10 protein-coding genes are annotated in these 12,947 nt (G+C 74.5%); 2 read left to right on the forward strand and 8 right to left on the reverse strand.

Features of this window, described 5'->3' with window-relative positions; genetic code table 11:
- Positions 1–34 precede the first annotated feature (34 nt).
- Genes WMF46_RS11250 through WMF46_RS11265 form a run of 4 tightly spaced genes read right to left on the reverse strand, consistent with a single transcriptional unit; the run spans position 35 to position 5,842 of the window.
- Positions 35–1,129, reverse strand: a complete 1,095-nt coding sequence (locus WMF46_RS11250; protein WP_437985609.1) for a S1 family peptidase — start codon at positions 1,127–1,129, stop codon at positions 35–37.
- A 16-nt stretch (positions 1,130–1,145) separates the two neighbouring features.
- Entirely contained in the window at positions 1,146–2,957 is a 1,812-nt protein-coding gene (locus tag WMF46_RS11255; RefSeq protein WP_437985610.1) for a Stp1/IreP family PP2C-type Ser/Thr phosphatase, read from the reverse strand.
- Positions 2,954–4,960, reverse strand: coding sequence for an FHA domain-containing protein (locus WMF46_RS11260; protein WP_437985611.1), 2,007 nt, complete (start codon positions 4,958–4,960; stop codon positions 2,954–2,956). Before WMF46_RS11260 ends, WMF46_RS11255 begins: the two co-directional genes overlap by 4 nt.
- A 39-nt stretch (positions 4,961–4,999) precedes the next feature.
- A complete protein-coding gene (locus tag WMF46_RS11265) occupies positions 5,000–5,842 on the reverse strand; it encodes a hypothetical protein (protein WP_437985612.1) in 843 nt (280 codons plus the stop codon).
- 275 nt (positions 5,843–6,117) lie between these two features.
- Between WMF46_RS11265 and WMF46_RS11270 the strand changes: the two genes are divergently transcribed.
- On the forward strand, positions 6,118–6,516 hold the full coding sequence (locus WMF46_RS11270) for a hypothetical protein (protein ID WP_437985613.1): 399 nt from the start codon (positions 6,118–6,120) through the stop codon (positions 6,514–6,516).
- 48 nt (positions 6,517–6,564) lie between these two features.
- Here the strand turns inward: WMF46_RS11270 and WMF46_RS11275 are convergent, their stop codons facing one another.
- From WMF46_RS11275 to WMF46_RS11290, 4 genes are read right to left on the reverse strand one after another with little or no spacing between them, the layout of a single operon-like run.
- Positions 6,565–7,680 carry a tetratricopeptide repeat protein gene (locus WMF46_RS11275; protein ID WP_437985614.1) on the reverse strand — a complete coding sequence of 372 codons (1,116 nt, stop codon included), beginning with the start codon at positions 7,678–7,680 and terminating at the stop codon, positions 6,565–6,567.
- The gene (gene ltaE, locus WMF46_RS11280) at positions 7,677–8,753 is read right to left on the reverse strand and encodes a low-specificity L-threonine aldolase (RefSeq protein WP_437985615.1); all 1,077 of its coding nucleotides are present in this window, start codon (positions 8,751–8,753) and stop codon (positions 7,677–7,679) included. The genes WMF46_RS11275 and ltaE overlap by 4 nt, the downstream gene beginning before the upstream one ends.
- Positions 8,754–8,812: 59 nt before the next feature.
- Positions 8,813–10,387 carry a GMC family oxidoreductase N-terminal domain-containing protein gene (locus tag WMF46_RS11285; protein ID WP_437985616.1) on the reverse strand — a complete coding sequence of 525 codons (1,575 nt, stop codon included), beginning with the start codon at positions 10,385–10,387 and terminating at the stop codon, positions 8,813–8,815.
- Complete coding sequence (locus tag WMF46_RS11290) at positions 10,384–10,905, reverse strand: hypothetical protein (protein ID WP_437985617.1); 522 nt, start codon at positions 10,903–10,905, stop codon at positions 10,384–10,386. Before WMF46_RS11290 ends, WMF46_RS11285 begins: the two co-directional genes overlap by 4 nt.
- Before the next feature lie 279 nt (positions 10,906–11,184).
- Here WMF46_RS11290 and WMF46_RS11295 point away from each other — a divergent pair, with 279 nt between their 5' ends.
- Positions 11,185–12,762, forward strand: a complete 1,578-nt coding sequence (locus WMF46_RS11295; protein ID WP_437985618.1) for a hypothetical protein — start codon at positions 11,185–11,187, stop codon at positions 12,760–12,762.
- Positions 12,763–12,947 lie beyond the last annotated feature (185 nt).

Consider the following 12,947-nt stretch of genomic DNA (forward strand, 5'->3'; position numbering starts at 1 on the left):
GCGTTGCGCCCGAAGGTATGTACGACGCGTAACATCACGGCGCCGGGACCCCCTGCAGCAGATCGATCCGCATCCCGATGCGGAACGGCGAGCTCTGCGTCACCGTCGCCTTCCGGCCGTCGATCGTGACGTTGTCCTCGTCGTCGATGTGCGCCGCGTGGATGCCGATGACGTGCCCGTACTGGTTGAAGATGGGGCTCCCGCTGTTGCCCCCGCGCGTGACGGCGTCGTGCTGGATCAGGACCGCTCGGTCCGGCGTCGTCGCCTCCTCGTCGATGCCGGTCACGCGCCCGATGCGGCCCTCCAGGAACGTCGCCGAGGGGCTCAGCGGGTCCATCAGGCGACCGGGGAAGCCGATGACGTAGGCGTCGTCGCCCGGCCCGATGGCCCGCAGCTCGGCGTCGTTCGCGAGCTTCACCGTGCGCGTCGCCTTGCCGGCGATCCGGAGCAGGGCGACGTCCGGCGAGCCGGCGCCCGCTTGCCCCGGCTTGTACGCCGGGTGGGCCGACATCGCGACGATGGGGAAGCGGATCTTCCCCATCGAGTCGTTCTGCGTGACGATCGAGGTGCCGCCGCGGGCGCGGCAGTCGCGGACGCAGTGCGCGTTCGTCGCGAGCAGATCGGGCGCGATGGCGAACGCCGAGCAGCAGCCGCCGATGCGGTTGTCCACCTTGTAGCCCATCACGTAGAGCGCCAGCCTGTTCTGCTCGAAGATGGCGCGCCCCGAGAGCACCTGCTCCGGGATCGCGCCCGACGGGCGCGCCGCCGGCGCGATCCCGAGGCCGACCTCGCGCGCCAGCGCGTCGGCCGCCTGGCGCGACCGGTAGGTGACCACGAACGCCACGGCCACGGCGACGAGCGCCGCGGCGACGCCTAGCCCGAGGATCAGGTTGTGGCGCGACACCTTGCGCCTCGCCTCGTCCGCCTTGGCGCGCACGAGCGCGAGCGCCTTCTCCTCGCGCCGCATCGCCTGCACGACGGCATCCTTGACGATGCGCTGCGCGGTCTCGACGTCGACGCGGCCGTCCGCGTCCGGGCGCCCGGAGGGCCACTCTTCCTGCGGGGCGGCCGGGGTCTGCCGGCCACGCTTGTCGTTGCTGCGCAGCATCGCGGTGGGGGGCGCGCGCACGTGCGCTACGCGCACCCTAACGAAGCAGGTAGTAGCCGGCGATGGTAACGCACGCGACGGCGCTCACGATCATCAAGATCACCAGCCACTGCGGCGCGCCGTCGGTCGGGATCATGATCGGCTCGTCGCCCTGGACGGGCGCGCGGGCTTTGCGCTCGTCCAGCGCGTCGTCGGCCGGCAGGGGCGAGGCGACGTGGTCGTAGTCGTCTCCGTCGTCGTCCATGTCGCTGTCCGCGCTGCTCAGCCACGATTTCGGCGAGGGGGGGCGCTGCGAGATCTTCTTCTCGTCGAGCTCCTTCACCTTGCGCGCCGGCTCGGACGCGGCGGCGTTCTGGGCCAGGAGGTGCTCGGGCAGCGCGTACTTCTGGTAGCGGAGGTCCTCGATGTCCTCGAGCTCCGGCAGGGCGAGCCCGTCGCCGTCGAACTTCGCGACCACCACCGTGATGTTGTCGTGCCCGCCCGCCTGGTTGGCCCGATCCGTCAGCACCTTGCAGGCCTCGATCGGATCGTCGACGCTCCGCAGCACCTCGCGGATCTCCTCGTTCCGCACCATGCCCGAGAGCCCGTCGGAACAGAGCATCAGCGTGTCGCCCCGCTTGAGCTCCACGAAGGTGAGGTCGACCTGCACCGAGTCCGCGGTGCCGAGCGCCTGGAGGATGATGTTGTTGTGCTCGAAGGTCTCGGCCTCCTCCTCGGTGAGCTGGCCCGCCTCGATGAGCTGGTTCACGAGCGACTGGTCGCGCGTCACCTGCACGAGCCGATCGCCGCGGAGGACGTACGCGCGGCTGTCGCCGACCTGGCCGAGGAACAGGTGATCGTCCATCAGCGCGGCGATGGTCGAGGTGGTCCCCATCCCCCGCCGGGTCCGATCGAGCTTCGCCTCGCTGAAGATCCGGAGGCCTGCCGCCTCGATCGCCTGCACCAGCCGCGCCGCGAGCTCGTCGTGGTTCTCCGGGGGACCGGCGACGCTCATCCGCTGGTAGATGATGTCGACCGCGAGCTGGCTCGCGACCTCGCCGGCCGCGGCGCCGCCCATGCCGTCGCACACGCCGAGCAGGGCGCCCCGCTCGCCGACGACCTGGTAGCGATCCATCTCCATCAGGCCGCGGCTCGCATTCGTGAGATCCGCGACGATGAAGTTGTCCTCGTTGTGCTCGCGGACCTGGCCCACGTCGGTCCGGCCGAACAGCCGCAGCACGACCTCGGGGCGACGCGGCTCGTCGGGCGGTGTCGCCGCGCCGTCCATGCCGTCGGGGCGCTGCCCGCCCTCGTCCGGCTCGCCATCCCCCGGCGCCTCGCCCGCGAAGCGCCCGGCAGCGCCGCCGTGGGCGGCCTCCACGGCGGGGGTCTCGTCGAGCGCGCCGTCGTACGAAGCGGCCGCGAGCGAGGCGTGCGCCTGAGCGGCGGCCGGCGGAGCATCGGGGGTCACTGCGTCTCCGAGGTCGTCCGACCGTGCGGCGCTTCCATCCGTGTCCTCCTCGCGCGAGCCGCCTGCGGTGAGCCGCACCCGCGGCGGCGGAGGGAGCTTCCGCCCGACCTTCTCCGGGCTCGATGTGCTGGGCGCCTTCACGGGCTTCACGGCGATGCCAGCCTTGTGCGCGGCGTTCGCGGCCGGACGCGTCTTGGGCGGCGGGGGCTTCCAGTTCACGGGCTTGCCTGCTTCCACAGACCCCGCCTTGCCGGGCTCGAGCGACGCGGCGCCGTGCGGGGAGTCATGAAGCGCCTTGCCGGCGTGGCTGCTCGAGTCGGTTCCTGCGGACGTCGCGCCGGGGAGCCCCTCGACTTCCAGCGCCTCGGTCGGCGTTTCGCGGACGGTCTGGTCGCTCATCGGGGGAGATCCACGCGGAACAGGTGCTGCCCGATGCGCACGAAATCGCGATCGAGGAGGCTGACGTCCTCGCGGACGGCGACGTAGGTCCCGTTCGACGAGTCCAGGTCGCTGAGCGTGAACTCCCCCGTGGCCGGGTTCCTCCGGATGGCGGCGTGGCGTCGCGAGAGGAACGGATCGGCCGTGAATACGATGTCTCCCGTCTCCCGTCCGATCACCGTCTCATCCCGGTAGAGGTGGTACACGTCCCGCGTCACGCCCTCCACCGTCCGCTGGCAGAGTCTCGCCCGGCGGTGGATGGCGGGCGAGCCAAACAGCAACGTTCCATGCTGGATGGCATGGCCGAGGCCTCGCTCGCCGTCGTTCACGGTCTGAAACTGTAACACCTCGAGGCCCAGGAGGAGCAAGTCGCCATCTCGGAGGGGGTGCGTCTTCCGGATGCGGAGGTAGATGCGGTTGACGCTGCCCAGGTCACGGAGAACCCAGGACCCTTCCTGCGGGATGATCCGCGCGTGCCGCGGCGAGACGTACTGGTCGTCCTCGAGGAGGATATCCCCCTCGGTTCGGCCGATGTCGATCTGCGGCCCCGCGAGGGGGAAGCTCTTCCCCTCGGTCCCGTCTTCGACGATCACGATGAGCTTGCCCTCGAGCGCTCGGGTCGGCTGGGTGTCAGCCGGAACCCACGCCGGCGGGCGAACCGAGAGGGACGCGCGCAGCGGCGCGAGCGGCCGCTGGGAGGCTGGCGGCGCGCTGCTCGCCTCGGCCGAGATCGGCCCGGCGGGCTCGGCTGTCTGCGGGGGCCGCTGCGGGTCGCGCCGGGCGTCCGGGGCGAGCGCGGGCGCGGGCTGCGGGCGTTCGGAGGCGGCCCTGGACGGGCGCTCGGAGGCGGGCCGCTCGCCCTCGAGGGGCGCACCGCAATACTTGCAGAACCGCGTGCCCGCCAGGCACTGACCGCGACAGCGCGCGCACTCGACGGGCGGGACGGGAGCCCGCTGCGACGACGCGATGTCGACAACCGGCGAGCCGACGATCTTGTCCGCGTTGCTCCCGCTGGCCGCGGGCGGGGGCAGCCGCGCTGGGGGCAGGGCGACCGGGGGCAGCGGGGGCGGAGCCGGCCTGGTCGGCGCGCCGGCCCGTGGATGCGCGTCTCCGGCGCCGGAGCGCTCGTCGCGCGCCGCTGGCGGCGGCGCGGCCTCCGCGGGCGGCGCGTGCCGGGCCGCGGCGGGCGTGACGTCGTGGAGACCTCGCGCGGTCGTCCCGATCTCCTCGTGGGGCGGGGGCGCCATGTACGGCGCGCCAGGGGAGAGCGCGGTGCCTGGCTCGCCGCGCTCTCCCCGGGCGCGCTTCGACACCTGGCTCACCGGCTGCGGGGCGCCCGCCGGCGCTCCGCCATCTCTCCTGTTCAGCGCCGCGCCGCACGTCACGCAGAAGCGGTAGCCCGGAGGGTTCTCCCCGTTGCAGTTCGCGCAGGAGAGCCCCAGGATCGCGCCAGTGATCGAGGGCGTCGCGGGCGTCCCGGGCGGCGCGGGCGCGTCACCCCGCTCGGTGACTCTCGGCCCTTGCAGGGCTGGCACCATCTGGATCGCGCTGTCCAGCGCGCCAGCAGCCGGCGTCGCGGCGCCCTCGCGCGCCGGGCGCGTGGCGCCCTCGGCGCGGCCGTGCACCGCCGGCATCGCTGGCTCCGTCCTCGCCGAGCTGAGCGGGCTGAAGGAGAACACGGGCGCCTCCGGGCGAAGGCGCCCCGGCGCGCCGCGGGGCCCCGGCGCCCTGGCGGCCGCGCGGGCGTCGTTCGCCGGCGGCGCCTCGGCCTGCGCGGGCGCGGGCAGGGCCGGGAGCGACACCTGCGGCAAGCCGCTCGGCGGCGTCGGCGGGACGACCCGCGCCTCTCGAGCCTTCAGCCGTCGACCGCAATCCTGACAGAACGTCAGATCGCCAGCGTTGTCGCGGCCGCACACATCGCAGATCACGCTGCCGAGGGGACCGCGGAGCGACGGTCGAGTCAAGTAGCCGGTGCGTTCTCTCGAGCGGACAGGGGGAACCGCTCAGCGCCGGCCGACCTCGGTCCGCACCTCGAGAAGGAGCTCGAAGCCGACGAATTGCGCGATGGCGGTGGCCCGCTCGTAGTTGGCCGTGTCCCTCCAGCCAGCGAGGAGCACCGGCCGGTACACGCAGCTGACGCCGAGCACCGCGCGGCGCGAGACCTCCAGCTCGACCCCGACGCCGCCGAAGATGAGCGCGCCGCCCGTCTCGACGCCCCACTCGTTCCCGTAGGCGACGCCGCCGATCCCGGCGGAAAAATAGGGAGCCGCCCGGTAGCCGATGTCCGGCAGGTACCTCATCTCGGCCCGGAGCTGCTGGAAGATTCCAAGCCGGTAGAGGTTGCTCGAGTCCATCTTGGTGAACTGGTACGCGCCGCCGAAGTACCAGGGGCCCGGCGAGCGGTATCCGCCGCGGATCGCGAGCCCGCCTCCGCTGCCCAGGATGCACGCGTAGAGGGGCCCGGAGCGCGGGCAGGCAGCGCCAGGATCGAGGCTCATCTCGGCGACGAGGGCGACGCCGTACTGCACGTACTCGACGTGCAGCGGCGGCGGTCGGGAGGCGAGCTCGACGCGCGGCTTGACGTCAGGTGATGGCTCGTGCTCGGCGGCGGCCTCGCCCCCTGCCGCGTCGAGCCGAGCGCTCCCGTCGGGCGTGGCGCGGCCGTCCTCGGCCCCTTCGCCGGGGCCTCTTCCCGTCCGGCCGCCGGCGGGAGCGCCTGGCGCGGCGTCGTGGAGGGCGCCCTCGGCTTGGGGGTGCGGAGGCGCGGCCCGCGCTGTCAAGGACAGCAGGGCGCCGGCCGCGATGATCGCGGCCGAGAGCGCGCCGGGCGGAGATCGCAAACGCACGAGTTGTTTGAGATACGCGAGAGATCTGCCGCCGGCAACGCTCCTTCGCCGTGCGGGCGCGCGCCGTGTGGGGGCGGGGACGCGCCGGCGCCGACATAGGTGCGCGCCCGCCTGGGGCACCTCCGCGCCTCTGCGTGCCCGCCGCGCCCCCTTCGCGTCTCGGCGCGCCCCCAGGAAAAGACGCGACGGAAGGGGGAGGCGAGCGGTCTCTTGAAGCTCGACACCATACGCCGCTTGACGGCAGCTGCGAGGGTCGCCTAAACGAAGCCACCTTCATGGAGATTCACCTCGACAAGCGTGCCGTAAAGCAGATCCGCCTCTCTGCGGCGGATGCCGTTGAGGAAGGCGACACCGAAGCGCTGCGCGAGGACGTCCTCGAGGCGTTCTCGGAGGAGCAGGTCGAAGAGATCGAGCGTCGTCTGGACAGCGGTGATTTTTTTGAGTTCTTGACCGACGTGCTCGATGAGTGGGGGGGCGACGACGTAGACGAGCTCTTCGAGCTCCTCGAGACCCAGCTCGGCGACATCGGCATCGATCTGAAGTACGAGCCGCGCGAGGACGACGACGACCTCGACGAGGCCGACGACGACGACCTTGCCGACGACGACGAGGATGAGGACGAGGACGGCGACGACGACGCCGAGCTGGAGCCCGGGGCCGACGAGGACGACTGAGCGCGATCGGCCCGCCGCCGCGGCGACGCGCCGCGCGGCGTGCCCGCGTCAGGGGTCCTTCCCGCCGTCGAGCTCGCGGAGGATGTAGTCCGCGCACGGGCGAGGCGCCGCCGGGAGCGACGGACATATCGCGTGCGCGCAGCGCGCGTAGCGCGAGTCGGGGAGCTCCCGGACGATCCGGGCTGCGGTGGCGCACGCCTCCTTGCTCCGGCCGTCCTCGCGCCACAGCTTCGCCTCGGCCCAGAGCGCGTCGTCGCGCAGGATGGACGCGGGGTGGTCCGTATAGAGCTTCTGCAGCTCGCGGCGCGAGGCCGCGCGATCGCCGAGCGCGTCGCGGTAGAGGCGCGCGATCTCGAGCTGCGCGTCGTCGAACTTCGCGCGGTCGTAGCTGCCGGTGACGGCCGGCTCGCGCGCCGAGAGCATCTCCCTCAGGTAGCCGATGGCCTCCTCGGGGCGCCCGAGGGACGCGGCGAGCTCCGCCGCGTGGAACAGGGCGTCGTCCGTCAAGCTACCGGCGGGGTACGGGTGCGCGCGCGCGGCGGCGACGAGCGCGCGCAGCGCGGCCTCTCGATCGCCGCTCCGCTCGAGGAGGAGCGCTGTGTGGTAGGCGACGTCCTGATCGAGCTCCGTCCCGCGGAGCGCGGGGCCGTGCTGCCGCAGCCACGCGAGCGCTCCGGCCACGCCGGCGCGCTCCTCTTCGCGCCGGATGAGCCGCTTCAGCGCGTTGCGCGCGAGCCCGTGCGACGGGCGGCGCAGCGTTGCCGTCAGCAGCATCGCGTAACCCGCGTCCGCGTCGCCGTGCTCGATCGCGAGATCGGCGAGCTCGAACTCCGCGCGCTCCGAGCGCGGCCCGCGCGGCGAGTCGGCGAGCAGCCGCTCGTACGACGCGCGCGCCTCGCCCCAGGATTCCGCGCGCTCGAACGAGCGCGCTTGCATGAGGCGCGCCTCGTCGCGGTCCTTCACGCGCAGCGCCTGCGACGCGGCGTCGTCGAACGAGCGGGCCGCATCACGGTAGCGCCCAGCGTGGTAGGCGCGCTCGCCGGCGGTCATCGCGACGATGTAGGCCTCGCCGCGCACCGGCGCGCACGCGGGGCCGAGCAGCGCGGCGATCGCGATCGCAAGGGCGAGCGCCGGCGCGGGGGCGTTCGTGGGGCGGCGGCTCATGCGCGCGCGCCCTCGGCGCCGCGATCGCGCGGCATCGCCAGCACCTCGGCGAGCGCCTCGGCGAGGGCGCTCGCCGCGGGCGCGACCTGCTCCGGCGCGAGATCGAGGTGGGTCACGGCGCGGACGGCGCTCCGGCCCGTCGCCCCGACGAGCACGCCGCGCCGCCGCGCGGCCTCGACGAGCCGCTCGGCCGGGATGCCGGGCGTCTCGATGTAAAGGATGTTCGTCTCGGGCTCCTCGATCGTCGCGATCGCACGGAGGGCCGCCGCGCGCATCGCCCGCGCGATGGCGCGCGCGGCCTCGTGGTCCTCGGCGATGCGGCCCTGGTGGTGCGCGAGCGCGTACAGGGCGGCGGCCGCGAGCACGCCGGCCTGCCGCATGCCGCCGCCGAGCATCTTCCGGAAGCGCAGCGCGGCGCGGACCACGTCGGCGCTGCCGCACAGCGCGGAGCCGACGGGCGCGCCCAGGCCCTTCGAGAAGCAGACGCTCACCGTGTCGAACGGCGCGGCGAGCTCGGCGGGCGTTCGACCGGTGGCGACCGCCGCGTTCCAGAGGCGCGCCCCGTCGAGGTGCAGCGCGAGCCCGTGCGCGCGCGCGACCGACGCGATGGCGAGCACGTCCTCCTGCGGGAAGACCCGGCCGCCCGCGCGGTTGTGGGTGTTCTCGATCGCGACGAGGCGCGTGCGCGGGAGGTAGTACTGCGGCGGCTTGATCGCGTCCTCGACGTCGGCCGCCTTGAACAGGCCGCCGCGCCCGGCGAAGACGAACTGCACGCCGCTCCAGGCGGGCGCGGCGCCGCTCTCGTAGAACGCGCAGTGCGCGCCCTCGCCCGCGATCACCTCGTCGCCGCGCTGCGTGTGGCAGAGGAGCGCGATCTGGTTGCCCATCGTGCCGCTCGGCACGAAGAGCGCCGCCTCCTTGCCCGTGAGCTCCGCGACGCGCTCCTCGAGCGCCCGCACGGTGGGGTCCTCCCGGTACACGTCGTCGCCGACCTCGGCCGCGGCCATGGCGGCGCGCATGGCCGCGGTCGGCCGGGTGACGGTGTCGGAGCGGAGATCGATCGTCGCTTGCATCCTGGAACCTCGGCTGTCGGCGTCGGCCGACGTTGTAGCACCGCGTGGCGCCGCGCCCGCTACGCGGGGCTCGCCGCCGCGAGCCGCGGGAACCGCTCGGCCATCCGCCACGCGATGCGCGTCGCCATCGCCATGATCGGCACCTGCGAGTTCACGCCGATGCTCGTGGGGAGGATCGAGCCGTCGGCGACGAAGAGCCCCGGCAGCGCGAAGCACTCGCCGCTCTGATCGACGATCCCGCGCCGCGGATCGTTCGCGACCCGCGCGCTCCCGAGCGGGTGGAACGCCATGCACTCGATGCGCCGCGCGTCGATGGGTGTGCGCTCGGCCGCGCGCGCGGCGTCCATCGACGTGACCGGCGGCGCGCCGAGCAGCGCGGTGTAGACCTCGCGCGCGCCGGCGGCGAGCGCCATCTCGCTGAGGATCGTGATCGACCGGCGGAGCCGCGCGAGGTCGCGCGGCGCCATCGCGTACGAGACGAGCGGCTCCCGGCCGGGGCCGGGGCGGACGCGGCCGCCGCCCTCGTCGTGGATCATGGCGCCGAAGACGGCGCAGCGCGACAGCGCGGCGGCCCGACGCCGCAGCGCGGGTCCGACGCCGGGGAGGCCCGCCGCGAGCACGTTCACCGCCGAGTAGACGCCCACGAGCTTGATCCCCTCGGCGTCGAAGTGGTCGGAGTAGACGCTCTGGAGCGCGCCGTCCCAGCCGTTCAGCGCGTCGTCGAACCGGGCGACCACGCGCACCGCGGGGTGCAGCGTCACGCCGTCGCCGAGCCCGGAGCTCGCCCCGAACGCGCCCGCCGTGCGGAGGAGCAGCGGCGTGTGCAGCGTGCCGCACGCGGCGACGACCGCCTTCGCGCGCACCCGGAACCGGCGCGGCGGGGCCCCCGGCTCGCCGCCGAGCAGCCTCCCCTCGACGCCGACGGCGCGCCCGCGCTTCACGGCGATCCGCTCGACCAGCGCGTCGGCGACCACGCGCGCGCCATGCGCGGTCGCCGACGGCAGGTAGGCGACGTCGACCGAGCGCTTCGCCCCGGCGGGGCAGGTGAAGTTGCACCGGCCGTTGCCCTCGCACGCGTCGCCGGTGTTGCGGCGGAGCGGGCGCATCGGGATGCCGAGCCGGCTCGCCCCCTCGACGAGCCGCGCCGTCGAGGCGGAGCGCAGCGCCTCGGGGACCTCGCGGACCTCTAGCCGACGCTCGACGCTGTCGTACGCCGCCTCGAGGGCGCGCTCCGACAGCTCGTCGAGGCCGAGGTCGCGGGTCCACCGCGCGTGGACGCTGCCCGGGACGCGGAAGCACACCCCGCCGGTCACCACCGACGATCCGCCGACGGCGCGCCCCAGGGTGAGCGAGATCATCGGCGTCGGGCCCACGCCGAACGCCGTGAACAGGCCGGCCTCGCGGAACAGCCGCCGCACCGACTCGCTGGGCTTCCAGCGCTGGTAGTCGTCAGGGCGAACGTAGGGGCCCTCCTCCAGCACGATCACGCGCCGCCCCGCCTCGGCGAGCAGCGCGGCGACGACCGCGCCGCCGGCGCCGGAGCCGACCACGACGACGTCGCACGCCTCGTCGAACCCCGCAGGCAGGTCGCGCCCGCCGACGATCGGCTCGCTCGACGCGACGCCGCCGTTCACGCGCCGCCCCCGGCGCCGAGCCCGGGCAGCCTGCGCCGCGCCGCGGTGCTCTCGCGGTCGAAGCCCGTCAGCGCGAGCTCCGCGCCCTCCTCGAAGGCGGCGATGCACATCGGCACCTTGAAGGCGAGGAGCAGCATCGCGAGGAGTCCGGAGCGGCTCGACTCGAGCGCCTCCAGGTACGCGAGCCGCCGGCCGAGCGAGAGCCGGCTCATCCGGCCGAAGGCGCCGATCACGAAGGGCGGCAGCAGCTCGAGGCAGGCGGCCAGCAGCGCGAAGCTGCGCCGGGTCTCGGGGCTGCCCTGCCCGAGCGCGAGATCCAGCGCCGCGACCGCGCGCTCGCACACCTCGGCGCCCGGCGGGGCGAGCTCCCCGCGCTCGTCCTCGTCGCAGAGCATCGCCTCGGCGGCGGCCCACGCGACGCGTCGCGCCCACGGCGAGAGCCCGCGCCCGGCCCGCTCCCACCGCTCGATCCCTCGCGCGGCGCGCTCGGGTGCGCTCCCTCCCCCGTCCTCTTGCATGGCCGCGAGAGCCTAGCCCGGATCGACGCAGCGCCGAGGTCGAAGGCGGCGCGCGACGTGGTCGGGTGATCCCGGGCGCTTGGCTCGGCCACGCGGACGGGCTGTTCGCGTGCCATTGCAGAACGACATCCTGACGGTCCGCTGAAGGCGCGCGCCGTGCCGCGTCGAGCGCTGCGCCGCGGCGCGCGGATCGCTCTTCGCGGCCGCGTGTGGGCTGGCTGTCCGCCGCGGATCCGGTTCTGGTATTGAGCAGTGCGGCCGGGGGAGCACGGAGGAACGATGGCGGAGCGATCGCTGCAGCACCGGGATCCCGATAGCAAGGACGACGAGACGCTGAGGAGAGAGGCGCGCGTGCACCTCGCGAGCGAGCCGGCGCTGCAGCTCGTGGCCGAGCTGATCGCGCGGCTGCGCGAGCTCGATCTGCCGTGGTGGACGCCGGTCAAGCTGCGCGATCAGTTCGGCGCGGTCGAGCGGATGGGTTGGTTCCGCGAGCGGAGCGACGTGCGCCAGCAGATCACGACGTCCCTCACCGGCCTCTCGCCCAAGGCCGCCCGCCGCAAGACGCCCGACTTCCAGGGCGCGCTCATCGACTCCGTCATCGACGAGGGCGACATCACCCCGCGCGCGTTCGAGGACGCGTTCGACCCGCGCGATCTCGCGGTGTACGGCCCGGCCGGCGGCTACTGGCAGTTCTTCCGGGACTCGATGCCGTGGGATCAGGACACGCCGCAGCTCCAGGAGATCGTCGCCTGGCTGCTCAAGGCGCTGCTCGCGGATCGCAGCCCGTTCGAGGGCATCGGCAGGACGCCGATCCTGACGCCGTGGGACGTGCGCACGGCGATCGACGGCCGGCTGTGGCAGACCCGCATCCCGCTCGAGATCCGCGTCGCCATCGACAACGCGCGGCTCAAGCAGGAGCGCGAGCGCCCGGGCGTGCCGTTCCACGCCGACGGCGAGCTCGCGATCGCCGGGCCGGACGTCATCGCCGCGAACATCCCGCCGCGCGACATCCTCCCCGTGGTGCAGCTCGCGCAGAAGGCGATGCGCTTCGACGGGCCGCGGGCCGCCACGCCGAAGGCGGCGGCGCCGGTGGAGCTCTCGTCCGGCCGCGGCGCCGCGCCCGCTGCCGCTCCGCCGGCCGGAGCGGCAGCGCCTGCATCGGCGCCGGGGGCCTCCGCCCCCGTGTCGAAGCCGGCGGCGTCGGCGTCCGGCGGGCCCGTGTCGGGCCCGGCGGCGTCAGCGCCTGTGTCGTCCGGCGGCGGGCCCGTGTCGGCGCCGGCCTCCGGCTCGTCCGGCGGCGCGCCCGACGCGGGCCAGGCGGGCAAGGCCGCCGTGAGCGCCGCGCTCTTCGGGGCGGCCGGCTCGCCGCCGGGGGGCCTCGCGGCGTCGGTGAGCAGCCCGCCGGCCGGCTCCCCCGCGGGGCCGAAGGCCGCCGGCGGCATCACGCCGCCGAGCGCGATCGCCGCGAGGCCGCTCGCAGCGGCGGGCGCCGCGGCGGCGGTCTCACCGCAGGGGGGTGAGCCGTCGCGCAACAGGCTCCCGAGCGACCCTGGCACCTCGTCGGCGCGCGCATCGACGCCGCCCCCTCCGGCGGTGCGCCCGTCGACGCCGCCCGCGCCGCGCGCATCGACGCCGCCCGCGCCCCCGGCGTCGCGCGCGTCGACGCCGCCTGCGCCGAGCGCCTCGCCGGACGGGGCCAAGGTCGAGTCGCTCGACGACCTCGAAGAGGAGGAGGACGACGAAGACGGAGACCGTGGCGTGCCCGAGAGCGAGCGCACGAATCCGTGGGCGACCTCGGGCGACGGGAAACCCAAGGACGACCTCGACGACATCGGCGATGTCGAGTCGGTGAAGTAGCGCCGCCGGAGCGCGGGGCGCCGTCCGCGAGCGGATGGCGCGCCCCTCCGTCATGGCGCCGCGCCGCGCTGCCCGCGGCGGTCTTCATGTTTCTTCACACACGCTCCTGAACATCCTTCACACGCGCTGCGCAGCTTCGAGGTGTCCCGGAGCCGCGCGTCTGCGGCTCCGGTCTTTGCTGCCCG

The sequence above is a fragment of the Sorangium sp. So ce117 genome (assembly GCF_051524395.1).
Lineage (GTDB): Bacteria > Myxococcota_A > Polyangia > Polyangiales > Polyangiaceae > Sorangium > Sorangium cellulosum_B.

Excerpts from the sequence above, each read along its gene's own strand:
- WMF46_RS11255 (WP_437985610.1), bottom strand. The coding sequence starts at position 2,957 with ATGAGCGACCAGACCGTCCGCGAAACGCCGACCGAGGCGCTGGAAGTC.
- WMF46_RS11270 (WP_437985613.1), top strand. The coding sequence starts at position 6,118 with ATGGAGATTCACCTCGACAAGCGTGCCGTAAAGCAGATCCGCCTCTCT.
- WMF46_RS11275 (WP_437985614.1), bottom strand. The coding sequence starts at position 7,680 with ATGAGCCGCCGCCCCACGAACGCCCCCGCGCCGGCGCTCGCCCTTGCG.
- ltaE (WP_437985615.1), bottom strand. The coding sequence starts at position 8,753 with ATGCAAGCGACGATCGATCTCCGCTCCGACACCGTCACCCGGCCGACC.
- WMF46_RS11290 (WP_437985617.1), bottom strand. The coding sequence starts at position 10,905 with ATGCAAGAGGACGGGGGAGGGAGCGCACCCGAGCGCGCCGCGCGAGGG.
- WMF46_RS11295 (WP_437985618.1), top strand. The coding sequence starts at position 11,185 with ATGGCGGAGCGATCGCTGCAGCACCGGGATCCCGATAGCAAGGACGAC.